Annotated in this window: 19 protein-coding genes; 11 read left to right on the top strand and 8 right to left on the bottom strand. The window is 71.7% G+C overall.

From position 1 onward, the window contains the following. Positions 1 to 72: 72 nt before the first annotated feature. On the top strand, positions 73 to 1,452 hold the full coding sequence (locus tag Q0W60_RS13695; RefSeq protein ID WP_297696514.1) for an IS1182 family transposase: 1,380 nt from the start codon (positions 73 to 75) through the stop codon (positions 1,450 to 1,452). 119 nt (positions 1,453 to 1,571) lie between these two features. Here the strand turns inward: Q0W60_RS13695 and Q0W60_RS13690 are convergent, their stop codons facing one another. After that, positions 1,572 to 3,113 (bottom strand): acyl-CoA synthetase, encoded by a 1,542-nt coding sequence (locus Q0W60_RS13690; RefSeq protein ID WP_297696512.1) that lies wholly within the window; start codon positions 3,111 to 3,113, stop codon positions 1,572 to 1,574. Between the two features lie 122 nt (positions 3,114 to 3,235). Here Q0W60_RS13690 and Q0W60_RS13685 point away from each other — a divergent pair, with 122 nt between their 5' ends. From Q0W60_RS13685 to Q0W60_RS13675, 3 genes are all read left to right on the top strand, one after another. Then, entirely contained in the window at positions 3,236 to 4,117 is an 882-nt protein-coding gene (locus Q0W60_RS13685; RefSeq protein WP_297696510.1) for a crotonase/enoyl-CoA hydratase family protein, read from the top strand. 271 nt (positions 4,118 to 4,388) lie between these two features. Then, positions 4,389 to 4,811: a MucR family transcriptional regulator gene (locus tag Q0W60_RS13680; RefSeq protein ID WP_297696508.1), complete on the top strand. Its 423-nt coding sequence runs from the start codon at positions 4,389 to 4,391 to the stop codon at positions 4,809 to 4,811. A 165-nt stretch (positions 4,812 to 4,976) separates the two neighbouring features. Next, positions 4,977 to 5,462 carry a PAS domain-containing protein gene (locus tag Q0W60_RS13675; protein WP_297696506.1) on the top strand — a complete coding sequence of 162 codons (486 nt, stop codon included), beginning with the start codon at positions 4,977 to 4,979 and terminating at the stop codon, positions 5,460 to 5,462. 3 nt (positions 5,463 to 5,465) lie between these two features. Here the strand turns inward: Q0W60_RS13675 and Q0W60_RS13670 are convergent, their stop codons facing one another. Both Q0W60_RS13670 and Q0W60_RS13665 read right to left on the bottom strand, forming a co-directional pair. After that, a complete protein-coding gene (locus Q0W60_RS13670) occupies positions 5,466 to 5,891 on the bottom strand; it encodes a SufE family protein (RefSeq protein WP_297696504.1) in 426 nt (141 codons plus the stop codon). 44 nt (positions 5,892 to 5,935) lie between these two features. Next, positions 5,936 to 6,670 (bottom strand): HAMP domain-containing sensor histidine kinase, encoded by a 735-nt coding sequence (locus Q0W60_RS13665; RefSeq protein WP_297696502.1) that lies wholly within the window; start codon positions 6,668 to 6,670, stop codon positions 5,936 to 5,938. A 224-nt stretch (positions 6,671 to 6,894) separates the two neighbouring features. Between Q0W60_RS13665 and Q0W60_RS13660 the strand changes: the two genes are divergently transcribed. Next, positions 6,895 to 8,502, top strand: a complete 1,608-nt coding sequence (locus Q0W60_RS13660) for a HAMP domain-containing sensor histidine kinase (RefSeq protein WP_297696500.1) — start codon at positions 6,895 to 6,897, stop codon at positions 8,500 to 8,502. Position 8,503: 1 nt separating this feature from the next. Here the strand turns inward: Q0W60_RS13660 and Q0W60_RS13655 are convergent, their stop codons facing one another. After that, complete coding sequence (locus Q0W60_RS13655) at positions 8,504 to 9,364, bottom strand: hypothetical protein (protein WP_297696498.1); 861 nt, start codon at positions 9,362 to 9,364, stop codon at positions 8,504 to 8,506. Between the two features lie 168 nt (positions 9,365 to 9,532). Here Q0W60_RS13655 and Q0W60_RS13650 point away from each other — a divergent pair, with 168 nt between their 5' ends. From Q0W60_RS13650 to Q0W60_RS13635, 4 genes are all read left to right on the top strand, one after another. Beyond that, positions 9,533 to 9,865 carry a DUF1491 family protein gene (locus tag Q0W60_RS13650; RefSeq protein ID WP_297696496.1) on the top strand — a complete coding sequence of 111 codons (333 nt, stop codon included), beginning with the start codon at positions 9,533 to 9,535 and terminating at the stop codon, positions 9,863 to 9,865. A gap of 58 nt (positions 9,866 to 9,923) precedes the next feature. Beyond that, positions 9,924 to 11,033 carry an ATP-dependent DNA ligase gene (locus tag Q0W60_RS13645; protein WP_297696494.1) on the top strand — a complete coding sequence of 370 codons (1,110 nt, stop codon included), beginning with the start codon at positions 9,924 to 9,926 and terminating at the stop codon, positions 11,031 to 11,033. 59 nt (positions 11,034 to 11,092) lie between these two features. Beyond that, a complete protein-coding gene (locus Q0W60_RS13640) occupies positions 11,093 to 12,724 on the top strand; it encodes a peptide chain release factor 3 (protein WP_297696492.1) in 1,632 nt (543 codons plus the stop codon). Positions 12,725 to 12,982: 258 nt separating this feature from the next. Beyond that, complete coding sequence (locus Q0W60_RS13635; RefSeq protein WP_297696490.1) at positions 12,983 to 14,365, top strand: hypothetical protein; 1,383 nt, start codon at positions 12,983 to 12,985, stop codon at positions 14,363 to 14,365. Between the two features lie 198 nt (positions 14,366 to 14,563). On the opposite strand, the gene Q0W60_RS13630 is transcribed toward Q0W60_RS13635, so the two are convergent. From Q0W60_RS13630 to Q0W60_RS13615, 4 genes are all read right to left on the bottom strand, one after another. Further along, positions 14,564 to 15,322 (bottom strand): ABC transporter permease, encoded by a 759-nt coding sequence (locus Q0W60_RS13630; protein WP_297696516.1) that lies wholly within the window; start codon positions 15,320 to 15,322, stop codon positions 14,564 to 14,566. 5 nt (positions 15,323 to 15,327) lie between these two features. Next, positions 15,328 to 16,077 (bottom strand): ABC transporter ATP-binding protein, encoded by a 750-nt coding sequence (locus Q0W60_RS13625; RefSeq protein WP_297696488.1) that lies wholly within the window; start codon positions 16,075 to 16,077, stop codon positions 15,328 to 15,330. After that, positions 16,074 to 17,078: an ABC transporter substrate-binding protein gene (locus Q0W60_RS13620; RefSeq protein ID WP_297696486.1), complete on the bottom strand. Its 1,005-nt coding sequence runs from the start codon at positions 17,076 to 17,078 to the stop codon at positions 16,074 to 16,076. The genes Q0W60_RS13625 and Q0W60_RS13620 overlap by 4 nt, the downstream gene beginning before the upstream one ends. Before the next feature lie 490 nt (positions 17,079 to 17,568). Next, positions 17,569 to 19,365: an ATP-binding cassette domain-containing protein gene (locus Q0W60_RS13615; RefSeq protein WP_297696484.1), complete on the bottom strand. Its 1,797-nt coding sequence runs from the start codon at positions 19,363 to 19,365 to the stop codon at positions 17,569 to 17,571. A 140-nt stretch (positions 19,366 to 19,505) separates the two neighbouring features. Here Q0W60_RS13615 and Q0W60_RS13610 point away from each other — a divergent pair, with 140 nt between their 5' ends. Next, positions 19,506 to 21,317, top strand: coding sequence for a hypothetical protein (locus tag Q0W60_RS13610; protein WP_297696482.1), 1,812 nt, complete (start codon positions 19,506 to 19,508; stop codon positions 21,315 to 21,317). A gap of 106 nt (positions 21,318 to 21,423) precedes the next feature. Continuing rightward, positions 21,424 to 24,819: a carboxyl transferase domain-containing protein gene (locus tag Q0W60_RS13605; protein WP_297696480.1), complete on the top strand. Its 3,396-nt coding sequence runs from the start codon at positions 21,424 to 21,426 to the stop codon at positions 24,817 to 24,819. The last annotated feature ends 500 nt before the right edge of the window (positions 24,820 to 25,319 follow it).

The raw sequence follows: 25,319 nt of genomic DNA, 5'->3' as shown, positions 1-25,319 counted from the left end.
GCTGTTGAAAAAGGACTGTTGAAGCCGTGACTCCGGCCTGATTCACTCCTGCTGAGGCGGGGGGACGCGGCGATGATGGGAGAGCGGCAGGTGGATCAGGCCAAGCTGTTCTACGAGTTCTCGCTGGAGCGCCACGTCCCTCAGGACCACCTGCTTCGCGCCGTCGACCGTTTCGTGGACCTAGAGGGCGTGCGGGCGCACCTGGCCCCGTTCTACAGCCCGATCGGCCGGCCCTCGATCGATCCCGAGCTGATGATCCGGATGTTGTTGGTGGGCTACTGCCTGGGCATCCGTTCGGAGCGTCGGCTCTGCGAGGAGGTGCATCTCAACCTGGCCTACCGCTGGTTCTGCCGCCTGGGCCTGGACGGCGATGTGCCGGACCACTCGACCTTCTCCAAGAACCGGCACGGTCGCTTCCGCGACAGCGATCTGCTGCGCGAGCTCTTCGAGAGGGTAGTGCGCCGTTGCATGGCCGAGGGTCTGGTGGGTGGCGAGGGCTTCGCCGTCGACGCCAGCATCATCCGCGCCGACGCCAGCCGGCACAGGACGGCCGTGGAAGGCTCCGCAGGGCTTCCGCGCGAGGCCGCGAGCCGGGCCGTGCAGGAATACCTGGCGGTGCTGGATGAGGAGGCCTTCGGCGCGGCCACGCCGGTGACGCCGAAGTATCTGTCGCTGTCGGATCCCGCCTCGCGCTGGACGGCGGCGCAGGCGGGACCTGCGAGCTTCGCCTACTGCACAAACTACCTGATCGACCTTGAGCACGCGGTGATCGTGGACGTCGAGCCCTCCACGGCGGTGCGCCAGGGCGAACTTGCGGCCTGTCGCACCATGATCGAGCGTACCGACGAGCGCCTCGGGCTGCATCCGGAGCGCCTGACCGCCGACACCGCCTACGGCTCGGCCGAGATGCTGGAATGGCTGGTCCACCACCAGGAGATCGCGCCGCACATCCGCGTCTTCGACAAGTCCAAGCGCGAGGACGGGACCTTCTCCAGAGAGGACTTTACCTATGACCCCGCCGACGACCTCTACCGCTGCCCCGGCGGCCATGAGCTGAAGCGCTATCGCCGGGCCTTCTCGTCTCCACGGACGGGGCCGCCGGCCGACGACACGCACCGCTATCGGGCCAGCAAGGCCGACTGCGACGCCTGCGCCCTGAAGAGCCAGTGCTGCCCCAAGGCGCCGGCGCGCAAGGTGACCCGCTCGATCCACGAAGCCGCACGCGATGTGGCCCGCGAGATCGCCAAGACCGACGCCTACTGGACCTCGATGCGCCAGCGGAAGAAGGTCGAGATGCTCTTCGCCCACCTGAAGCGCATCCTGAAGCTCGACCGGCTGCGACTACGCGGTCCCTGCGGCGCCCGAGACGAGTTTCTCCTCGCCGCCACCGCCCAGAACCTCCGTAAACTCGCCAAGCTGATCCCAGTCCCAGAGCTCCCGGCGCCCGCCTGAGCGGCGACGGCCACCGCGAGCCTCATCCGGCCGCGCTGACAACGCCGCTCAAAGCCGCCTTCTTCAACACAATCCAGCCATTCCGGACGTTCGGCCAGTCCGCGTGAGCGGCCCAAACGCTACACGATCCGGGAGCCTTCCTTGCCCCAATAGGCGTCGCGGATCAGGCGCTTGTAGAGCTTGCCGGTGGGATGCCTGGGCAGCTCCTTCATGAAGTCGATGACCCTGGGCGTCTTCACGTGGCTGAGGTTCTTGCGGGTGAAGGCGGAAAGCTCCGCCCGCAGCGCCTCGTGGTCGCCCTCCCACTCGATCGGCTGGATCACCGCGACCACCTTCTCGCCCATCTCCTCGTCGGGGGCGCCCACCACCGCCGCGTCGGCGACCTTCGGATGGGTGATCAGCAGGTTCTCGATCTCCTGCGGATAGATGTTCACCCCGCCGGAGATGATCATGAAGCTCTTGCGGTCGGTGAGGTAGAGGTAGCCCTCCTCGTCGAGCCAGCCCACGTCGCCCAGCGTCGTCCAGCCGTGCTTGTTGCGGGCCTCGGCCGTCTTCTTGGGATCGCCGTGGTACTCGAACTGGCCGCCGCCTTCGAAGAACACCAGCCCCTCGGTGCGCGGCGGCAGCTCCTCGCCGTCGTCGTCGCAGATACGCACCTTGGCGGTCATGCCACGCCCGACCGAGCCTTTGTGCGCCAGCCATTCCTCCGAGTTGATGTGGCAGAAGCCGTTGCCCTCGGTGCCGGCGTAGTACTCGTTCACGATCGGCCCCCACCAGGCGATCATCTGCTCCTTCACCGGGACAGGGCAGGGCGCGGCGGCGTGGAACACCGCCTTCAGGGAGCTCATGTCGTACCTGGCGCGGACCTCCGGCGGCAGCTTCAGCATCCGGACGAAGTGCGTCGGCACCCACTGCGCCGTGGTCACCTTGTAGTCCTGGATGAAGCGCAGCGCGTCCTCGGCGTCGAAGCGCTCCATCATCACCACCGTGCCCCCCATCGATTGCACCGCCATCGACCAGCCGAGGGGGGCGGCGTGATAGAGCGGCGCGGGCGACAGGTAGACCGACTCCGGCGTCCAGCCGTAGAGCGCCTGACCCATCATGGCGAGCGGACTGGGCGTGCCGATCGGCGCCTCGCCGACGCCGGCGCGCTTGACGCCCTTGGGCCGCCCGGTGGTGCCGGAGGAATAGAGCATCGCCATGCCCGCCCGCTCGTCGGCGATGGGCGTCGCCGGCAGGGCGGCGCGCGCCGCCTCGAAGCCCTCGTAGGGCGCCTCGGCCGCGCCGACCATGAACAGCTTCACGCCCGCGATCAGCGGCGCGACCGCGCCCGCCACGTCGGCCAGCGCCTCTGAGGTGACGAAGACCTTCGCCTCGCAATCCTTGACGATGTACTCGACCTCGCCGGCCGTGAGCTTCGAGGAGAGGCAGGTGAAGCGCAGGCCCGAACGCTGCGCCGCCCAGAGCACCTCGTAGTAGCGCGCATTGTTCTCCATGAAGATGGCGATCGCATCGCCCGGCTTGAGGCCCAGGCTGCGGAACAGGTGGGCCCCCTGGTTCGAGCGCGCGTCGAGCTCGCCATAGGTCACCGTCTCGCCCGAGTAGGCCATGATGTAGGCGGGCTTGTCGGGGTTCGTCCGGGCGTGGACCGACGGATGCATCTTCGTCTCCCGCGGCGGCCGGCGCCTGCCGCTAAGTTATCTTTGTTCAGGCGCCATTGCGGGCCTTGACCTACGGTCCGTCAAGCGGACGGCTATGCGCCCCGCCGGAAGGGGATGACGCCATGGGCCAGCCGACGTTCGAGACGCTTCAATATGCGGTGGAGGCGGGGATTGCGACCCTCACCCTGAACCGCCCCGAGAAGCTCAACGCCTTCAATACTCAGATGATGCGCGACATGATCGCGGCCTTCGACGTCACCGACGCCGACGACGAGGTCCGCTGCGTGATCGTCACCGGCGCGGGCCGCGCCTTCTGCGCCGGCGCCGACCTCTCGTCCGGCGCCGAGACCTTCGACTACGAGCGGCGGCCGCAGGACCGCGAAGCGCGGACGCGGGACGGCGTGCAGCGGGACGGCGGCGGGCTGCTCACCCTTCGCATCTTCGACTCCCTCAAGCCGGTTATCGCCGCCTGCAACGGCGCGGCGGTCGGCGTCGGGGTGACCATGCAGCTCGCGATGGACATCCGGCTGGCGTCGAACGAGGCGCGCTACGGCTTCGTGTTCGCCCGGCGGGGCCTGAACCCGGAGGCCGCCTCGTCCTGGTTCCTGCCCCACCTGGTCGGCGTCCAGACGGCGCTCGAGTGGTGCTACACCGGCCGCATCTTCCCCGCCCAGGAGGCGCACGAGCGCGGCCTGGTCCGCTCGCTGCATGCGCCGGACGAGCTCCTGCCCGCCGCCCGCGCGATCGCCCGAGAGATCGCCGACAACGCCTCGCCGGTTTCGGTGGCGCTGACCCGCCAGCTGATCTGGCGCATGGCCGGCGCCGCGCACCCGATGGAAGCGCACCGGGCCGACAGCCGCGGCATCCAGGCCCGCGGCGGCTCCCCCGACTCGCGCGAAGGCGTCATGTCGTTCCTCGAGAAGCGGCCGCCCGCTTTTCCCGGCAAGGTGTCGCGGGACCTTCCGGATATCTGGCCGCACTGGAAGGCGCCGACGTTCAGCTAGGTTGAGGTCGCGCCGAACCGCAGGTTCGACGCGCCGCTCGGCTAGGCAGCGGCAATTTCCCTCAGGTAGAGCCGCAACGGCTTACTCGCAAGGCGCCCTGCGTTCCATATGCGACAGCGCGGTTCGATTACTTAATTTGATCGAATGAAGCTCATTTTCCTCCGAATTGGTGCTTGTCCGGGGGGTAGCTTCCCGATATTGACCGGGGCCTGAGGTTCTGAATCACTTTTTGCGCACGGTTAACGGGCGCGGTACCTACGGAATGACAAGAATGGACGAGAAGACGGAAGTCATCGAGATGACGGCGGACATTGTGTCCGCCTATGTTGGGAATAACAGCGTCACGGCGGGTGATCTGCCTGGACTCATCCAGAGCGTGCACCGCGCCCTGGCCGGCATCTCGTCCGGGACCGAAACCGCCGAGGCGGCGCCGAAGGAGCCGGCGGTGCCGGTCCGCCGCTCGATCACCCCGGACTATCTGGTCTGCCTTGAGGACGGCCGCAAGTTCAAGTCGCTGAAGAGGCACCTGCGCACCAAGTACAACATGAGCCCGGAGGAGTACCGGGCGAAGTGGAGCCTGCCGAAGGACTATCCGATGGTGGCGCCCAACTACGCCAAGGCGCGCTCCGATCTCGCCAAGCAGATGGGCCTCGGCCAGGGCGGCCGCCAAGCCGCCCGCAAGAAGCGCGGCTAGCTCCTCTCCATCACCGACAGACGCCCGCCTTCGCCGGCGGGCGTTTCGCATTGCGGCGCCGCGACCACAGTCGCCGGCGTTAACCCATTTTTGCTTGCCGCCGATTCCCGCATCGAGCGATAAGTGATTCGCTGCGAATCCAAGCAGTTGCGGGGGACTCTGGAGATGGCGGCGCAGATCGGCGCCCCGGCGGCCGCGGCGCGGGCCCATGAGGAGCTGTTCCTCTACTGGGCATCGCTGCGCCGGGGCCTGAAGCTGCCAAGCCGGCGGGACCTCGATCCTGCGGCCATGAAGCGCTTCCTGCCGACCGTCAGCCTGATCGATGTGCTCGCCCAAGCCCGCGAGTACCGCATGCGCCTGGCCGGCACCGCGCTCTGGGATGTCTATGGCGGCGAGATCACCGGCCGCAGGCTGGGAGAGATCTACAACACCGCCGCGGCGGACTATTGGCGCGCCGAGCTCGGCCGGGTGGTCGCCGAGGGGAGGCCGGCCGCCGGCGTGCACAACCTCGCCTGGCGCGGCGCCTCGCACCTGTCGCTGCTCTGGATGCGGCTGCCGCTCGCCTCCGATGGCGAGGCGGTGGACATGATCCTGGGCTACGACGCGGTGATCGGCATGGGGCAGGTGATCACCGGCGTGAGGGCGGCCTAGCTCTTAGGCCAGCGCGGCGGCCTCGGCGTCGTGGCGGATGCGCGCCACCATGGAGGCCAGGCCATTGGACCGTTGCGCGGAGAGCGCGCCCGAGAGGCCCAGCCGATCGAGCCCCGCCCTGGCGTCGAACGCCAGGATCTCCTTCGGTCGCCGGCCCGAGAACAGCCGCAACAGGATGGCGATCAGGCCGCGCACGATGTGGGCGTCGGAATCCCCGCGGAATCGAAGACCGCCGTCGCTCTGCGGTTCGGTCACCAGCCAAACCTGGCTCGCGCAGCCCCGCACCTTGTTGGCGTCGCTGCGCTCGGCGTCGGTGAGCGGCGCGAGCTCGCGCCCCAGGTCGATCACATAGCGGTAGCGCTGCTCCCAGTCGCCCAGCAGGTCGAACTCTTCGGCGAGCGTGTCCAGTTCCTGATCGATCGCGGGCATGGCTCGCGGCACTTAGGGCGGCGCCCGCGCCGGCGCAACCGCGCTCAGGCGGCGCGCAGCTTCACGCGGGCGCGCAAGCCGCGGCCCTTGACCGAGGCCACGCTCAGCCGGCCGCCCATCGCCTCGCAGGTGAGCGCGCAGATCGGCAGGCCGAGGCCTGCGCCGGCGCCGGCGCGGCTCGGCGCGGTCTTCGCCGGCGCGAAGGGTTGGAAGGTCCGCGGCATCTCCCCGCCGCATTCGCTCTCGACGACGAGGTCCACGGCCGCCCCGCGGCGGGCGGCCCGGATGCGCACGGTCGAGGCCGTCGGCGAGAAGACGACGGCATGGCGGATCATGCCGGAGAGCACGTTGCGCAGGCCGCGGGGGTCGGCCACCACGTCGGGGAGCCTCTCGCGCCCCGCCACCTCGATGCGGACCTCGTGGCGCGAGGTCTCCTCCGCGAGGCTCGCCAGCGCATCGTCGACGGCGGCCTCAAGGGGTTCGCGGCGCATGTCCCATTCGATCGTCCCGCTCTCGAGCCGGGCGAGCTCCATCACCTCGTCCACCAGCCGCAGCATCTTCTTGCCGCTCTCGTTGATGATCTGGGCATAATCCCGGTACTGCGGCGCGCCCAGGGGGCCATAGAGCTCCGCCGCCAGGATCTCCGAGAAGCCCAGGATCGAGTTCAGCGGCGTGCGCAGCTCATGGCCGACCATCCGCAGGAAGGTGCGGGTCTGCGCCTGGGATTCGCGTCGGCCGCGGGCGCGCGGCGCAGAGGCGGGAGAAACCGCGGTTCGCATGGATGAGGCTTGCGGCCTCCCTTCGAGGACCTTCAGCTTCTCCCAGCGCGCTTACGATTTTCTTTCCGCCGGCCGCGGCGCTAGGGAAGTCGCGCGCCAGGCGAGCCGCCTTACGTGGACTCTCGCGGCCCGCTAAGGTCGCTGCGGGAAAGTGTAAAGCGGAGGGCTGAACCCTGGTCGGCGCCCGTAGGCGTTTGAGGCGGGCGAAGCGCGCGCACGCGGGCGTGCGTGGCTTCGCGATCGGCTGGCACCTCGCCTGGGCGCTCGCGGTCGCGGTCGCGGCCTGGGCGCTCGCTGCGCGCAGCCTCGCGGGGCCAGGGCCCGAACTCGCCGCGCTCGCCGCCGGCGGCGGGGCCGGCCTGATCGGCGCCCTGCTCGCCTGGGCCGGGGCGCGATCGGCGGCGATCCTCGTCTGGGCCGCCGCCGGCGCGCTCGCCTGCCTGCTCACCGGCGGCCTGACGGGTCCCCTCACGCCCTGGTGTCTGGCGCCGCTCGCGGCCGCGGCGGCGTTCCGGCGCGCGAGAGTGCTGCCGCTCGGCGCGGCGTCGGCCGTAGCGGCGACCGGGGCGGCAGGCCTCGGCACGGCGTTGTCGCCGCTGCCCGCGGCGTCCGCCGCCGCGGCGCCCTACCTGGCGCTCGTCTCGCTCACCACCGCCGTCCTCGGGCTCGGCGCGGCGCTGGTCGCGCTGCACGCCGCGGTGCGGGCCCGCGAGGCCGAACGGGACCAGATCGAGATCGGCCTCAGGGAAGCGCTCGCCAACCAGCCGCAGCTGATCCTCGCCCTCTATCCCGCCGGGCGCATCCTCGAGGCGTTCGGCCAACCCCCGCCTGGCCTCGAGCTGCGCAGCCTGCGCGAGCGCAACTTCCTCGACCTCGTCGCCCCCGATGAGCGCGGCGCGGCGGAGGACGCGCTCACCCGCGCCGCCGGCGAAGGCTCCGCCGAGATCGCCTTCACCCCGGCGCACGATTCCGAGGGCTGGTGGGTGCTGTCGCTGCGGCGGATGAGCTCGATCCGCCTGGCCGGGGCGCTCCGCGACGCCCGCGCGCAGCGCGCCCGCGAGGCGGAGCTCGATCAGGCCCGCATCGCCGCGGAGGCCCAGAACGCAGGCAAGTCGCGCTTCCTGGCCAACATGAGTCACGAGTTGCGCACGCCGCTGAACGCCATCATGGGCTTCTCCGACATCATGCGGCAGCGCCTGTTCGGCCCGATGTCGGACCGCTACGCGGAGTACGCCGACCTGGTCCACGACGCCGGCGCCCACCTCCTCGAGCTGATCAACGACGTGCTCGACATGTCGAAGATCGAGGCCGAGCGCTTCGAGCTGGCGCGTGAGGTGTTCGACGCCCGCGAAGCGGTGAGCGCGGTGGTGCGGCTGATGCGCGGCCAGGCCGAGCGGGCCGGCATCCAGCTGCGCGGCGTCCTGCCGCCGGAGCCGCTGCAGGTCGATGCGGACCGCCGCGCCGTCAAGCAGATCGCGCTCAACCTGGTCTCCAACGCGCTCAAGTTCACGCCGCGCAACGGCTCGGTCACGCTCACCGCCCAATCCGACGGCGAGGCTTTGGAGCTCATCGTTTCGGACACCGGGGTCGGCATTCCGCCGCAGGACCTCGAGCGGCTGGGCCGCCCGTTCGAGCAGGCGGGGGATGCGGCGCAGCGGGCGGCCGGCTCCGGGCTCGGCCTGTCGCTGGTGCGCGCGTTCGCGCGGCTGCACGGCGGCGACATGGACATCGAAAGCCAGGTGGGCGAGGGCACCACCGTCACCATCCGCATGCCGGTTCTGGCGCCGCTCGAGGCGCTCGAACGGCCGTCCGCGGAAGCTTCGGCGGGCTAGCTCAGCGCAAGGCGGCCTGCAGGAAGGCCTCGCCGGCGGCGAAATCGCCCACCTCGACGTAGGCGCGTCGCGCGGCGTCGCCCGGGAACAGGAACTCCACGGCCACCGCCTCGCGCGGATCGAGCGCGGCCAGCGCGCGCGCGGCCGCCGCCGGAAAGCGGAACGCCCAGCCCTGGCGCTCGCCCGCAGCCAGCAGGTCGGCCCCGGCCGGGGCGCGGACTTCGGCCATGTAAACAGCCAGTCCCGGCGCCGGCGGCAGCCGGCGCGACAGCGGCAGGCCGGCGGTCGGACCGCCGATCCAGCGGTCGAGGTAGGGGCCGCTCGTGCGGGCCGTGTCCCTGAGGATCAGCCGCGCGCCATAGGGCTTTGCGCCGTCGGCGAACCGCGCCACCGCCACCAGCGCCTGGGCGTCCTCGCGGCCGGCGAGCCCGAAGGTGAGCGTGTCGGCGCCGAAGCGGACCTGCTGCTTGAGCCGCCACGCCGAGGCGCGGCTCCAGCGGTCGGCCTGCCAGCCCGCCACGTCGCCCGGATAGCTTAGCCGTCCCACGCGCACGAATCCCGCGAACGCCTCGCGCAGCCGCCCGGCCTCGGCGGCCAGCGCGGGCGCGGCGCAATCCAGCTCGGCCGCCTTGGCCTGTGCGGCGCGCTGGGTCTGCCGCAGCGAGGCCGGGCTCATGCCGGCCCGCAGCGCGGCGCCGCGCGCCTGCGCTGTCGCCGAAGCCAGGGCCTGGCCGACCTCGGGCGAAAACAGGCCGCAGCGCTCGTCGGCCGCCTGCATCACCGCGCGCTCGTAGAACAGGTCCGCCCCTTGCGCGTGCGCAAGCCCAGGCGCCGCGACCAGCGCGACGATCGACAACCCCATCCACCGAGACGCCGGCCGCGCGTTTCTGCGCGTGCACGTCATGCGTCGTCTTTCTTGGCGGCCCAGGAAACGCCGGGCCTTGTCGCGAGCCTTACCGCGCGGGTGTTGCGATAGGGTTAGCAGGGCGGAGCGTGACATGGTTGATCCGCTCGGCGATCTTCTCCGGCGATGCTGCTCTCCACCGACATCTGGGTCGGCGCGCTGATCCGCCGGGCCGAGCTCGCCGGCGCCTTCGGCGTCGTGGCCAGAAAGGGCGACCCGCGCGCCGGCGCGGTGCTGGTGAAGGTCCTGAATCGCACCTCCGGCACGGCGCGGCTCTATTCGGAGGCCACCCGCATGGACGGCGAGCGGGTCTGGATGCAGCCCGCCCCCTCCGACCAGGAGCCCGACCTCGACCGCTACATCGAGCGCGCGCTGCGCATCGACCCCGACCTCTGGATCGTGGAGATCGAGGACAAGCAGGGCCGCCACTTCCTCACCGAGCCGGTGGAGCGGGGCTGAGGGGAGGCGGCCCGAGCCCGGCCAGGAACGCGCCGGCGGTCCTCGGGTTAGGAGGCTCATGCCGCTCTCCGATCTTCCCGTGCCGCTCGACCTCGCGCCGATGGAGGCGAAGCTGGTCGATGACCTGCCCCAGGGCCACGGCTGGCGCTTCGAGCCCAAGTGGGACGGCTTCCGGTGCCTGGCCTTCCGCGCGGGGGACGAGGTCGAGCTCAAGGCCAAGTCCGGCAAGCCGCTCGGCCGCTACTTCCCGGACGTCGTGGAGATGCTCAAGGCCCTGCCGGTGAGGCGTTTCGTGATCGATGGCGAGCTCACCATTGCAGTGGCGGGCGAGCTTTCCTTCGACGCCCTGCAGCTCCGGCTGCATCCGGCCGAGAGCCGGGTGAGGAAGCTCGCCGCCGAGCATCCCGCCTCGCTCGTCCTCTTCGACTGCCTGATGGACGGGAGGGGCCAAAGCCTTGTGGACGCGCCCCTCGCCAAGCGCCGCGCTGCGCTGGAGGCGCTCTACAAACGTTTCAAGGCGCCGGATCGGATCAGCCTATCGCCGGGCACGGACGACCGCGCCCGGGCCCGGGCCTGGCTGCGCGAGGTGGGCCAGGCGCTCGACGGCGTCGTCGCCAAGCGCCTCGACGGCGCCTACCAGCCGGGCGAGCGGGCGATGCTGAAGATCAAGCGCATGCGCACCGCCGACTGCGTCGTCGGCGGCTTCCGCTACGAACAGGGGAGTCGCCTCGTCGGCTCGCTGCTCCTGGGCCTTTACGACGCCGCCGGACGGCTGAACCACGTGGGCTTCTGCTCGACCATCACCGACGCCGAGCGGCCGGCTCTGACCGGGCGTCTGGAGGCGCTGGCAGGCGGCGAAGGGTTCACCGGCGACAAGCCGGGCGGTCCGTCGCGCTGGTCCAACGGCCGTTCGGTCGCGTGGACGCCGCTCGCGCCCGAGCTCGTGGTCGAGGTCCGCTACGATCACGTCACGGGCGAGCGCTTCCGCCACGGGACCAAGCTGATCCGCTTCCGCCCCGACAAGGCGGCGCGCCAATGCACGATGGAGCAGCTCCGTCCGGAAGCCGCGCCCAAGCGGATTGTCGCCATGACCCGCAACAAGCCTCCGCTCATCCCGGCGAAAGCCGGGGCCCAAGCAGAATCTGGAGACGCATCTCCGGGGCCCTGATCCCGGGATGAGCGGGGCGGGTTTGCGAAACCGCCCAGCGCACGCTACCTGCGGCGCGCATGACGAACTCCCCCGCCGCGGAAGCCGCCAGTTCCCGCTCAGGCGTCGCCGCCGAGGCCGCCCGACGGCGCACCTTCGCCATCATCTCCCACCCCGACGCCGGCAAGACGACGCTGACGGAGAACCTGCTGCTCGCCGGCGGGGCGATCCGCGCCGCCGGCCAGGTGCGCGCCCGCGGCGAGAACCGCCGCACGCGCTCCGACTGGATGAAGATCGAGCGCGAGCGGGGCATCTCCGTCTCGGCCTCCGTGATGACCTTCGACCACGCCGGGAAGATGTTCAACCTGTTGGACACGCCGGGTCACGAGGACTTCTCGGAAGACACCTACCGGACGCTCACCGCCGCCGACGCCGCGGTGATGGTGCTGGACGCCGCCAAGGGCATCGAGCCGCAGACGCTTAAGCTGTTCGAGGTCTGCCGGCTGCGCGACATCCCGATCCTGACCTTCATCAACAAGATGGATCGCGAGGCGCAGGACCCGTTCGCGCTCCTCGACGAGATCGCCTCCAAGCTCGCCCTCGATCCCGCGCCGCTCTATTGGCCGGCGGGCTCCGGCGGCCGTTTCCGGGGCATGGTCGATCTGCGGCGCAACCTGTTCGTCCCGTTCGCGAAGCAGCGCGCGGACGAGGCGCCGGGCCATCCCGAGCCGATCTCGCTCGCGGGCAATTCGCCCGCCGCATTCCTCGACGAGGCGGAGCAGGCCGAGGTGGAGGAGGGGGCGATGCTGGTGCAGGAGGCCGCCAAGCCGTTCGACGAACAGTCGTTCCTGGAAGGCCACATGACGCCGGTGTTCTTCGGCTCGGCGCTGCGCCACTTCGGCGTCGACGAGCTGCTGGCCGGCCTCGGCGATTTCGCGCCCGCGCCCAAGCCGGTCGCGGCGACCAGGAGCGGCGAGCCGGTGCAGGTCGAACCCGGTGACAAGGAGGTCTCGGGCTTCGTCTTCAAGATCCAGGCGAACATGGATCCCAACCACCGGGACCGGATCGCCTTCCTGCGGCTGGCTTCCGGCAGGTTCAGCCGCGGCATGAAGCTGAAGGTGCAGAACACCGGCCGACAGCTCTCGGTGAACGCGCCGATGATGTTCTTCGCATCCGACCGCGAGCTCGCCGAAGAGGCCTACGCCGGAGACGTCATCGGCATTCCGAACCACGGCGTGCTGCGCGTTGGCGACAGCCTCTCGGAGAGCGGCACGCTCAGGTTCGCTGGCCTGCCGAACTTCGCCCCCGAGATCCTGCAGCGCGTCCGGGTCAAGGATCCGCTCAAGGCCAAGCACCTGAAGAAGGCGCTGGAAGGCCTGGCGGAGGAGGGTGTCACCCAGCTCTTCCGGCCGCAGATCGGCGCCGATTTCGTGGTCGGCGCGGTCGGGCCCCTGCAGTTCGAGGTGATGGCCGATCGGCTCGCGGGCGAGTACCAGCTGGAGGTGGTGTTCGAGCCCAGCCCCTACGCCGAGGCGCGCTGGCTGGCCGGCGAGAGGCCCGACCTGGAGGACTTCGCCGGCAAGCACCGCGCCGCCATGGCCAACGACATCGATGAGGCCCCGGTGTTCCTGGCCAAGTCGGCCTGGGAGCTGGGCTACGTCGCCGAGCGGTACCCCAAGCTGCGCTTCGAGCGGGCCAAGGAACGCGCCTAGGTTTCAAATCCCTTCTCAGGGCGGCCCAACGGGCCGGCGGGGCTCGCGCCTGCCGCTCCGCCCTCATGATCGGGACAGCTCCCCGTGAGCGGAGCCTGCGAGGAACCGCAGCCAAATCCGCGCTTTAAGGCCTAGGTCGTTAACCATAGGCTGAAAGTTAAGGACTTGTTAAAGGCGCTGGCTCCGGCTTTGCTGTGGCCGTTCAGGAAGGCCGCCGGTCGTCCCGAGATGGGGCGCCGCGGCCGGCGGAGCGGCGCGATGTTCGAGTTGGGTTGGGAGTTCCTGCGCAAGCTCGCCCCCGAGCGGCTGCGTCTCAAGACCGACGGCGTGACCGGTGGCGACGCCGCCCTGCTCGAGCTCCTCGATCTCAAGCTCCTGAAGCTGGAGGCCAAGGCGGCGGACGTCGCGGCCGGGCGCGTCGGCGCGCGCGACCGTCCGCAGCGCCGGCTGGAGGCCGCCGCCGTCTGGCGCGAGATCGCCCGTCGCACCGGCGACGCCGCCACCCTGCGCAAGGCCGCCGCCGCGGCGGAAACCGCCGCCGCCGGCTTCGAGGCGTCGCGCCGTAGCGAGGCCTGGGCCCGCGCGCGCTGCGAGCAGGGGGTCTGCGCCATGCTGGGCGCCGAGATCTTCGGCGATCCGGGCCTCGACGCCGCCGCCGAAGTGGCGTTCCGCGAGGCTCGCGCCGCCGCGCATGGCGGCCTCGCCGCGCCGCTCGCCGAGCTCGGCCTGGCGGTGATCTCCGCGCGGCGCGAGCTGGGCCGCGTCGACGCCACGCACCCCAAGGCTTCCGCCGAGGCCTTCGCCGCGCCGATCGCGGCCCTGGACTCGCTCTCGCGCCGCCTCGCGATCGGCCGCGCGCTCGCCGCCGAGGGCCGGCTGATCCGCGCCGACCTGCTCTGCGGCTGGGGCGTCCGCCTGCGCGACGAGGCGCTGCTCAAGGCGGCGCTGGAGGACGCCGGGGCCGCCGCGGCGCGCGTCGATCCGGTCTATGAGCCGATCACCTGGGCGCGCGCCGAGGGCTTGCGGGGCCAGGCGCTGACGCTGCTGGGCGAGCTCACCGGCGATGTCGACCTGATCGCCGCGGGCGCCAACGCGCTCGCCGCCGCGCTCGACCAGCTTTCCCGCGACCACAGCCCGCTCGACTGGGCGCGCACCCAGATCGCGCTCGGCCAGACGCTGCGGGCGCTGGGCGATGCGAGCGCCGAGCCGCACGCCTATGAGCAGGCGGTCACCTGCTACGAACGCGCCGGCCTGGTGCTGAACGCGCTGCAGGCCAGCCCGCTGCGCGGCCTGGCCGCCGGCGCGCGCGCCGCGTGCCTCGCCAAGCAGGCGGAGCTCACCGGCGATCTCGCCCTGCTCGACATTGCCGAGACGGCCATGAAGACCGAGCTCGCCGCGCTTTCCCCGCGCCGCGATCCGGTGGGCTGGGCGCTCGCCCAGCTGCACCTCGCCAGGCTCTACGAGGCGCGCATGGACATCACCGGCCGCGACGGCGGCCGCCGCGCCGCGGCTCTCACCGCCTTGGAAGCCGCCCTCGACGTCTTCGCCGAGCAGGGCCTGGGTTCGCTCAGCGCCATCGCCGCCGAGGCGCTTCAGCGGCTGCGGGTGGGACTGCCCTCGCCCTCGCGGTCTGCAGACTGAGAGCCGCTTTGCCGCTCCGCTTGGCTGCCAAGCTGTCCCTCTCAAGCGAAGGGATACCCCTGACCGCCAGGCTCTTCGTCATGGTCTCGGGCCTGCTCGGCCTCGTCGCCGCCGGGTCGGCCGCCGCCCGGGCGCAGGCGGAGTGGATCGCCGCCCCGGACCTCGCGCAGGTCGCCGCGCCGGCCGCGAAGCCCTGAGCTAGCGCCCGCGCCACCATCTCAGCCCCGCCAGTTCGGCGCGTGCGAGGAGCCCGTGCAGCGCCACGCCCATGACGCCCAGCGCGGCCAGGGCGGCGATCATCCGGTCGGTCTGCAGCTTGTTGCCCGCATCGAGGATCTGCCAGGCGAGCCCCCGCACCCCGCCGGAGCCGGCGCCGAACTCGGCGACCACCGCCCCGATGATGGCCAGCCCCGCGCCCACCTTGTGCCCCTCCAGGAGGAACGGCACGGCCGAGGGCAGCCGAAGCCGCGTCACCGTCTGCCAGCGGCTTGCGCCGTAGAGGGCGAACAGCCGCTCGAGGTCCGGATCGGCTGACTTCAAGCCGGCGACCGCGCCCGAGAAGATCGGGAAGAACGCCACCACCACGGCCAGCGCCACCAGCGCCCGCTCCGGATGGTCGATCCCGGCCCAGATCAGGAACAGCGGCGCGATCGCCACCACCGGCGTCACCTGGATCACCGAGGCCAGCGGCCGGATCGCGCGGTCGAGGATCGACGACAGCGCCACCAGCATCGCGAGCGCCTGGGCGATGAGGCTGGCGATGATCAGGGCCACGATCGCCACCGCCAGCGTTCGCCAGGCTGCCGAAAGCAGCGTCGCCAGGTTGGCGATCAGCGCCGCGGCGACCTGCGAGGGCGGCGGCAGCAGGTAGGGGGCCACGTGCAGCGCCCGGCAGGCGATCTCCCAGCCGGCCAGCAGCAGGGCGATCAGCACCCAGGGCGCGAGCGTCTCCATCAGCCGCCTCACGGCCGCGCCCCTTCCGCCATGCCGCGGGCCAGCGCATGCGAGACCGCCTCGACGCTGCGCCGGAAGCCTGGGGTGGTGCGGAAGCCCGCCGGCCGCGGCGCCGGCCCCTCGACGGGGAAGTCGCCCGCCAGCCGCCCCGGGCCTGCGGTCATCACCACCACCCGCGAGGCCATGTAGACCGCCTCCTCGACATTGTGGGTGACGAAGACGATGGCCGGTCGCAGCCCCGCCCATAGCCGCAGCACGTCGTCGGCCAGCGCCCGGCGGGTGATCTCGTCCAGCGCCGCGAACGGCTCGTCGAGCAGCATCAGCCTGGGCTCGGTGACCAGCGCGCGGGCCAGCGACACGCGCATGGCCATGCCGCCGGAAAGCTGCGCCGGCCGCGCCGCCTCCGCGCCCGCCAGCCCCACCCGCGCCAGGGCCTCGCGGGCGCGCACGCCGGCCGCGGCGCGCGCCGTCCCGGCCAACTCCAGCGGCAGCGCCACGTTGGCCCGCGCCGAGAGCCAGGGCGCCAGCGTCGGCGCCTGGAAGACCACCGCCGTTTCGCCGCGGCCCGGCGTGCGCAGGACCTGACCGCGGCTTGGGGCCTCCAGTCCCGCGAGCAGCCGCAGGGCGGTCGACTTGCCGCAGCCCGAGGGCCCGACCAGCGAGACGATCTCGCCGGCTTCGATCTCCAGGCTGAACGGGCCGAGCGCCGGCCCACGCGCATAGTCGACCTCGACCGCCCTCAACGCCGCGACGCTCACGGCTTGGCGGGCTTTCCCACGAACTGCAGGGTGTAGGCGGCCTTGTAGTCGAGGCTCTTCGGATAGACGCCCTGGGCGGCCGCCACCTCGAAGAACTGCTTCCAGCGGGCGTCGGTCATGGCGCCGATCCCCAGCGTCTTGGCGTCACCGCCGTCGACCACGCCGTAGGCCCGCATCTTCTCGCGCGCCTGGGCCAGGACATCCTCGGTCATCTCCGGATTGTCCTTCATGATCAGGGCGTCGGCGGGTTTCGGGTCGCCCTGGAGGTAGTCGCGCCAGCCCTCAGCCGACGCCTCTACGAAAGCCTTCACCGCGGCCGGATTCTTGGCGATCAGGCTGTCGGAGGCCAGCACCATCGCCGCATAACCGGGATAGCCCTCGTCGGCGAGCAGGAAGACCTTGGGCTTCAGCCCTGACTGCTTCTCGATCGTGTAGGGCTCGCTGGTCAGATAGCCCTCCTCGGCGACGCGCTTGTCGGCCAGGAACGGCGCCGAATTGAAGGTGTACTTGCGCACCTGGCTGTCGGAGAAGCCGTACTTCGCCTTCAGCCAGACCCAGAACGCGCTCACCGAAGCGTCGGAGAGCAGGATCGGATGGCCCTTCAGGTCGGCGATCGAGTTGATGCCCTGGTCCGGGTGGGCGATCAGCACCTGCGGGTCCTTCTGCATGAACGCCGCCACCGCCTTCACCGGCACGTGCTCGCGGGCCAGGTTCATGACGATGAAGCTGTTGGAGCCGTCCCCCAGGTCGACCGCGCCGGCGGCCAGCAACTCCGGCACGTTCACCCCCGGGCCGCCCTGCACCAGCCGCACGTCCAGCCCGCGCTTGGCGTAGAGGCCCTCGGCCAGCGCCTCGTAGAAGCCGCCGTGCTCGGCCTCGGCGCGCCAGTCGGTGGCGAACCGAAGCGGCGTGCCCTTCGCCGCCGCGGCTTGCTGCTTGGCCGGCGAACAGGCCGCCAGCGCCAGGCCGGCCGCAGCCGCGATCAAACTGAAGGCTTTCATCCGCTTCCCCGGCTCGAGAGGCCCGGACCCTAGGGCGCTCCGGCGGAGCTTGGAAGAGGGCGGCGGGGCAAGGGTTCCCGCATAGCAAGAGGGCGGCGCATCGGTTGCCCGTTGCGTCGCCCTCTCATCCAGATCCGTTGGGGGATCTGCGCCTTCAGGCCAGTTACGACATCCATCTGCGGGTCGCCCCGCCGACGATCATCGCATCCGGGCTCCTCCGAGTTGCGGGTCCCGGGTCGCCCCGGTTCCGTGCCTCTCCAAGAAACCTCCGCTCGCTTGATCCGTCCGGTTGCCCGGCCGGCTCTGCGCTGCAGGTCCTGTCAGCGACTTGACGGTGCTCTTGAACCCCGCGCCAGGCAAGCGCCCGATCCGGGCCCCATGTGGGCCGAGCGACAAAATAATGTGAATAAGTTGTTAACAACCGGCGAGAACGTTTCAAAATTGCGTGTCGAATCAAGGCCCGGGAATATCCACAGGAAAGCGAGCGCCGTTATGCGGAGCCCTCCAGCGCCTCGCGCCGGCTCTCCAGGTCCAGCCATTCCGCCTCCGCCGCGCCGAGCTGCGCGCGACCGGCCTCCAGCGCCCGGCTCAGCCGCTCGAAGCCCGCGGGATCGCGCCCATAGAGCGCCGGATCGGCGAGACCCGTCTCCAGCGCCGCGAGCTTGCCCGGGAGTTCGTGGATCAGCGCCTCCAGCTCCGCCAGCCGCCGCTGGTCCTTGTAGGAAAGCTTGGCCGCGGGCTTCGCCTCGCGCTTCGGCGCGGGCGCGCGCGTCGCGGTCGCCGTCTTCGCCTCGGGCGGCCGGAAGAAGCCCGGGTTCTGGGAGACGAAGTCGGCCCAGCCGCCCGGCGTCTCCACCGCCCGGCCGCGGCCGTCGAGCCCGATCGTCGAGGTCGCCAGCCGGTCGATGAAATCGCGGTCGTGGCTGACCAGGATCAGCGTGCCGTCGTAGTCCGCGAGCAGGTCCTCCAGCAGCTCGAGCGTCTCCATGTCGAGGTCGTTGGTGGGCTCGTCCAGCACCATGACGTTGGAGGGCAGGGCCAGGGCCCGGGCGAGCAGCAGGCGGTTGCGCTCCCCGCCCGAGAGGCTCTTCACCGGCTGGCGCAGCTGGCCTTCGGCGAACAGGAAGTCCTTCGCGTAGGCCGCGACGTGCCGCGGCCGGCCGCGCACCATCACCTGGTCGCCGCCCTCGGGCGTCAGCACCGCCTGCAGCGTCATCTCCGGCGACAGCACCGAGCGCGCCTGGTCGATGTAGGCGATCTCCAGGTTGGTCCCGAGCGTCACCTGGCCGGCGTCCGGCGCGAGCTCGCCCAGCAGCAGCTTCACCAGCGTGGTCTTGCCCGCGCCGTTCGGGCCCACGATCGCCACCCGGTCGCCGCGCAGGATGCGGGTGGAGAAGCCCTTCAGGACCACCCTCTGGCCGAACGCCTTGGAGATCGCCTTCGCCTCGGCGACCCGCTGGCCGCTGATTCCCGACGAGGCGATGTCCATGGCAAGTCCGCCGCGGGCCTCGCGCATGCGGTCGGCCTTCGCCAGCCGCATGGCCTCCAGCCGCCGGCGCCGGCCCTCGTTGCGCGCCCGCCGCGCGGTGACGCCGCGCGCCAGCCAGTGCTGCTCGCGCTCGATGGCGCGGGCGAGCCGGCTGGCCTCCTCCGCCTCCTGCGCCTCGATCTTCTCGGCCCAGGCGTCGAAGGCCGCAAAGCCCTTGTCCAGCCGTCTGACCTGCCGGTACTCCAGCCAGAAGCAGCGCTTCGTCACCCGCTCCAGGAAGGCGCGGTCGTGGCTGACGATGAGCGCCGCGGCCCGGCTCGCCGCCAGCTCCGCCTCCAGCGTCTCGATGGCCAGGATGTCCAGGTGGTTGGTCGGCTCGTCGAGCAGCAGGACGTCGGCGTCCTCGGCGAAGGCCCGGGCCAGCGCCGCGCGGCGGATCTCCCCGCCCGACAGCCCCTCGGCCCGCTTGGCGGGATCGAGGCCGAAACTCTCCAGCGCCGCCTTCGCCCGATGCGCCGCAGCGCCGCCGCGGACGGCGTGGTCGATGAGGGTGGTCCCGACGATCTCCGGCTCCTGCGCCACCACGGCGATCCGGGTCCCGGGGGTCACCGTGCGCTCGCCGCCGTCCGGCTCGACCTCGCCGGCCAGCAACCGGAGCAGCGTCGACTTGCCGGCCCCGTTGCGCCCGACCAGGCAGGCGCGGACGCCCGCGTCCAGGGCCAGGTCGACGCCGTCGAACAGCATCACTCGCCCGTCCGCCAGCCGGACGTCCTTCAGGGCGAGGATCGGAGCCTTCATCGGCGGCGTGAGATAGAGGCTTGCAGGATGGGCGGGAAGAGGCGTCGATCCACCTTTCGGCGCCCTGACGCGTTTTGTCCGCTTTTGTTCAGGTTCGGGCGTTGAACCTGCAGACGAATGCGAACCCCAGAGGCTGACCCATGCATCCGCGCCTGATCCTCCTCTCTTGCGCCGCCACCGGCCTGGTCCTGGCCGGCTGCAACCGGCAGGCCGTCCAGTCGCCCGCGCCGCCCGCCAGCGGCGCCCCGATCGCCAGCCTTCCCTTGGCTGAGGGAGCGCCGCCGCCGCCCGTGCTCGCGCCGCCGGCCGCGCAACTTCCGCCCGCCCCGCCGGTGAAGGTCGTCCGGCCCCGGCCCGAGGCGCGCTACCGCTACGTCGATCGCGCCTATGCGCTGGGCGAGGCGTTCGGCGACACCCCGCCGGACTACACCGTCGACTACCAGGGCGAGCGGCCCTGGGTCTGGCGCTCGGCCTCCGGCGACTACCGCGTCGTCGAGCCTACGCCGGACGGCGACCGCTACTACTACTTCATGGCCGGCAGCGACGAGCCGGTGCTGATCGGCGATCCGCAGTACGCCTACGGCTACGACAACGGCGAGCTGGCGGAGGTGTACGACGCCTACGGCCAGCCCGTCCCCTATGATCCCCGCGCCGCCGAGCGGGCGGGGCGGTATCTCGCCCGGGCGAGGGCGCTCTACGCCGCGGCCGTGCATGAGCGGCGTCAGGCGGCCTACGCTTCCGCCTGGCGCGCGCGCCGCGGCCAGGTGCTCCAGCAGCAGCAGGCCTGGGCGGCCGCCCAGCAGCGCGATGCGGACTGGCGCCAATGGCACGAGCAGCAACAGGGGCAGGACCGCGCGCGCTACGCGCATGAGCAGGCGATGCGCCAGGCCTACGCTGCGCGCGTCGCGCCGCAGATCGCCGCTGCGCCGGTCGCCCCAGCCTATGGCCAGGCCGGCCGCGACCAGCGCCGGCTGGCGCCTGACGCGGGCCGCGCCCAGCAACAACAACAGCAGCAGCAGCAACAACAACAGGCGGCCGCGCGTGCGGCCCAGCTCCAGGCGCAACAGCAGGCCCAGGCTCAGGCTCAGGCTCAGGCTCAGGCTCAGGCTCAGGCTCAGGCTCAGGCCCAGGCTCAAGCGGCCGCCCGTGCGAACCAGCAGCAGGCCGCAGCGGAACAGGCCGGCAGGGCCCGGCAGGCGGAAGCGGCGCAGCGCGCCCAGGCGCAGGCTGCCGCCCAGCAGGCGCAGGCTCAGGCCAGGGCCCGCGCCGACGCCCAGGCCGCCGCTGCGGCTCGCCAGCAGCAGGCGCAGGCCACGCGCGCGGCGGACGCCGAGAAGGCGCGTCAGGCCCAGGCGGCGCAACGGGCTCAGGCCCAAGGCGCCCAGCGCGCCCAGGCGGAGGCCGCCGCCAAGGTGCGGGCGGACGCCCAGGCGGCGCGTGCGGCGGACGCTGAGAAGGCGCGTCAGGCCCAGTCGGCGCAACGGGCCCAGGCGCAGGCCGCCGCCCAGCAGGCGCAGGCTCAGGCCAGGGCTCGCGCCGACGCCCAGGCCGCCGCCGCGGCTCGGCGGCAGCAGGCGCAAGCCACCCGCACGGCGGAGGCGGACAAGGCGCGCGAGGCCGAAGCCGCGCAACGGGCTCAGGTCCAGGCCGCGCAGAAGGCCGACACCGCGCGGGCCGCCGCTCGTGCGGATGCGGAGAAGGCTCGCCAGGCGCAGGCGGCGCAGCAGGCGCAGGCCGCCGCCCAGGCCCGTCAGCAGCAGGCCGAGGCGCACAAGGCCGAGGCCGCGCAGGCTGCGGCCCAGCGGGCGCAAGCGGCTCAGGCCGCCGCCCAGCAGAGGGTGCAGGCCGCCCAGGCCGCCGCCGCCCAGAAGGCGCAAGCCGCCCAGGCCGCACAGGCCCAGCGCAAGGCCAAGAAGGCGCAAGAGAAGGCGCAGGACAAGGCGCCGCAATAGCCGCGCCGGCTCACCCCCATGGCGTCCCTTGGGCGAGGGTCGCTATGGTGGGCCGCCGGGCCCTCGATTTCGGGACGCCCGGGGTCACTGGGTGGAGTGTCGGCCTTTGCTCAAGCGCGTGCTCATCGCCAACCGCGGCGAGATCGCCATCCGCATCGCCCGCGCCGCGGCGGGGCTCGGGATGCAGAGCGTCAGCGTCCATTCGCCGGCCGACGCCCAGGGCCTGCACACCCGTACCTCCGACCGGACCGTGGAGATCGGCCAGGGCGAGGCCGATCCGGTAAGGCCCTACCTCGACATTGACGCGCTGATCGCGGCCGCCGTGGAGACCGGCTGCGACGCCGTCCATCCGGGGTACGGTTTCCTCGCCGAGAACGCCGCCTTCGCCCGCCGCTGCCTGGCCGAGGGCCTGGTGTTCGTGGGGCCGGGCCCGGAGACCCTCGAGCTGTTCGGCAATAAGGTGCGGGCCCGTGCGCTCGCCCAGCGCCTGGACATCCCGACCGTGCCGGGCAGCGCCGGCGCGCTGGCCTCGGCCAAGGCGGCGCGCAAGGCCGCCGAGGCCGTCGGATATCCGGTGATGCTGAAGGCGTCCGCCGGCGGCGGCGGCCGCGGCATGCGCCGCGTCGACCGGGCCGAGGACCTCGAAGCCGCCTTCGCCCGCTGCCAGAGCGAAGCCCAGGCCGCGTTCGGCGACGGCTCGGTGTTCCTGGAAAGCGTTGTGGAGCGGCCCCGCCACATCGAGGTGCAGGTGCTGGCGGACGGCGCGGGCGGGATCATCCACCTGTGGGAGCGCGACTGCTCGGTCCAGCTCCGCCATCAGAAGGTTGTCGAGATCGCCCCGGCCCTGGGTCTCGATCCGGACCTGCGCGCCCGCCTCCACGCCGACGCCCTGCGGCTCGCCAAGGCGTCGGCCTACGTCAACGCCGGCACCGTGGAGTTCCTGGTCGAGCCGGAGACTGGCCGCCACTACTTCATCGAGTGCAATCCGCGCATCCAGGTTGAGCACACGGTCACCGAGGCCGTGACCGGCGTCGATCTCGTCGAGGCCCAGCTCCGCATCGCCGGCGGCGCGAGCCTCGCCGACCTGGGACTGACGGAACCGCCGCCTGCCGCCGGCTACGCTGTCCAGGCGCGGGTCACAGCCTCAGGGGCCGGGCGACTCGACGCCTACAAGGAGCCGGCCGGGCCTGGCGTCCGGGTGGATTCCTGCGGCTATCCGGGCCTCGCCCCGCCGCCGCAGTTCGATCCGATGTTCGCCAAGGTCATCGCGAGCTCCAACTCGACCGGCTCGCTCGCCTCCGCGGTCGAGCGCTGCCGCCGGGCGCTCGCCGAATTCCACATCGCGGGCCTGCCGACCAACCTCGCCCAGCTGCAGGCGATCCTTGCGCATCCCGCGGTGCGGGCCGGGGATGCCCGCACCACCCTGCTTTCCGAGCATCCCGAGCTCGCCAACCCGCCTCCCACGCCTGGAACCTCGCCGGCGCTGGCGCTGATGGCGCAGGCGGCGAGCCCCGGCCCGGGCCGCAAGGCGCCTCTTCCGCCCGCCGCTCCGCCGCGCCTGCCGCTGGAGGACGGGGAACAGGGGGTCGAGAGCCCGATGGCGGGCGCCGTCGTCGAAGTGGCCGCGCGGGTCGGCGCGAGCGTCGCGGCCGGCGACACCCTGCTGGTGGTCTCGGCGATGAAGATGGAGACCTCGGTGACCGCCCCGGTGGCGGGCGTCGTCACGCGGCTGGCGACGCTGGAGCCGGGCGCTCAGGTCGCCGCGGGCCAGGTGCTGGCCGCCATCGCGCCTTCGGGCGAGGCCGGCTCCGCGTCCGCGCCGCGCGCCTACGGCGAGGACAGCTGGCGCCCGATCCTCGACCAGGTCGCCGCCCTGCAGAAGATCGCGCACGACCGCTTCGCCGGCGGTTCGCAGGATCCGGGTGTCCTTCGCCAGCGCGGCCGCGGCAAGCTCACCTGCCGCGAGCGGATCGACCTGCTGCTCGATCCCGGCAGCTTCCGCGAGATGGGCAGCCTCGCGGGCTTCACCTCCTATGACGCCGACGGCGGCGTCGCCGAGTTCACGCCCGCCAACCACGTGGGCGGCTGGGGCGCGGTCCAGGGGCGACGCACCATCGTCTGCGCCGACGACTTCACCTCCCGCGGCGGCCACGCCGACGGGGCGATCGGCCAGAAGAGCCGCTACCTCGACGAGCTGTCGCTGGAGTTCCGCTGCCCTTCAGTTCGGCTGCTCGACGGCTCCTCGGGCGGCGGCTCCGTCGCGGCCATGGTGCCCCGGCAGCAGGCCGAGGGCGAGAGCGCCGCCCGCGAGTCCTCGGGCGCGATCCGGGCGGGGCGGCCGCGCGTAGCGGGCGGCGGCGGCTCCTTCCTGCCGGGCCACCTCGGCAGCGAGATGTACGCCCGCCAGCTCGCCACGGTGCCGGTGGTGAACGTGCTGCTGGGCTCGGTCGTGGGCATCGGCGCGGCCAAGGCCGTGCTCGGCCACTTCTCGGTGATGGTGCGCGACATCGCCCAGCTGTTTGTGGCGGGCCCGCCGGTGGTGGCCCACGCGATGGGCTACGACATCACCAAGGAGGACCTGGGCGACTGGCGCATCCACTGCCGCAACGGCGCGGTCGACAACCTTGCCGAGACGGAGGAGGAGGCCATGGCGCAGACGCGGGCCTTCCTCTCCTACCTGCCGCCGAGCGTCTTCGAGGCGCCGCCACGCGCCGAGTCCGATCCGGCCGATCCGCCCGGCCGCCGCGAGGAGGAGCTGTTCGGCATCATCCCGCGCCGGCGCACCACCACCTTCGACATGCGCCGCGCGATCCGGCTGATGGTCGACAAGGGCTCGTTCTTCGAGATCGGCCCGCTCTGGGGCGCCGACCAGATTACCGGCCTCGCCCGCTTCGACGGCTATCCGGTCGGGATCATGGCTTCCGACAGCCGTCACGAGAACGGCGGCGCGCTCACGGCCGACGGCTGCGACAAGCTCAAGCGACTGTCGGACCTCTGCGACCTGTTCCACCTGCCGATCGTCAACCTCGTGGACAACCCGGGCTTCGCCGTCGGCCTGGAGCACGAGATCGCCGGCACGATCCGCAAGGGCGGCGAGTGGATGATCGCCTTCTCGCAGGTGAGCGTTCCGATCTTCACGGTGATCATGCGGCGCAGCTTCGGCGTCGCCGGCAACAACTATGCGACGCCAAAGGCGAGCGCCTCCGCCCGCGTGGTCTGGCCCGCCGCCGACGTGGGCGGCATCCCGCCCGAGGGCGGCATCGAGGCGGCCTACAAGCGCCAGCTCGCAGAAGCCGCCGATCCCGCCGCGCTGCGGGCCGAGATCGAAGCGCGTATCGAGAGCGTGCGCGGTCCCATCGGTCCGCTGAACCGCTTCCAGATGGAGGAGATGATCGACCCGCGCGACACCCGGGCCTGGATCTGCGAATGGGTCGACAACGCCGCCCGCGTCGCCGCCCTGCCGCACGCGCTGGTGTCCCGCCCCCTCGGCTACCGCCCCTGACCCAGCGCTAAGCGCGTTCATTTCAAGACCGCGGAACACGCAGAAAAACGCCGAAAGCTCGGTTTCTGAGCCGTTCTGCGTTTTGCATGGTTCAAGAAATTTGCACTGAATCTTTGGTGATCCCCGGCGCTCGTGTTCTACTTATGTTCATGGACGCAGGTTGCGACATCGACGCGGGGCTTGGGTGCTGTCCTAAGTAGGCCCCCACTGTCCTAAGCTGGACAGTGGGGTGTCCTAGTTAGCCGATCGGGTCTTCGTCAGTGCCGTCCGGCAAGAACGTCTTGAGCGCTTCCAGCTTCTTGATCAGGTCCTCCACCAAGTCACGACGGTAGGTGCTGTCCTAATTACAGCCGTAGTGTCCTAAGCTGATTGGGCGGGTGTCCTAAGTTCAGCCGATCAGGTCTTCGTCATCGGCCTCGGGATCGGGCTCAGCCAGGATTTCCTTGTCGATCTCCAGCTTAGAGATCAGCCGCTCGATCTCTTTGACGCCGATTTGCCCG

Origin of the sequence: Phenylobacterium sp. (genome assembly GCF_025934275.1) — a bacterium.
Taxonomy (GTDB): Bacteria; Pseudomonadota; Alphaproteobacteria; order Caulobacterales; family Caulobacteraceae; genus Phenylobacterium.
Note: the sequence above shows the minus strand (reverse complement) of the source record. Positions and strands in the feature narration are given on the sequence as shown.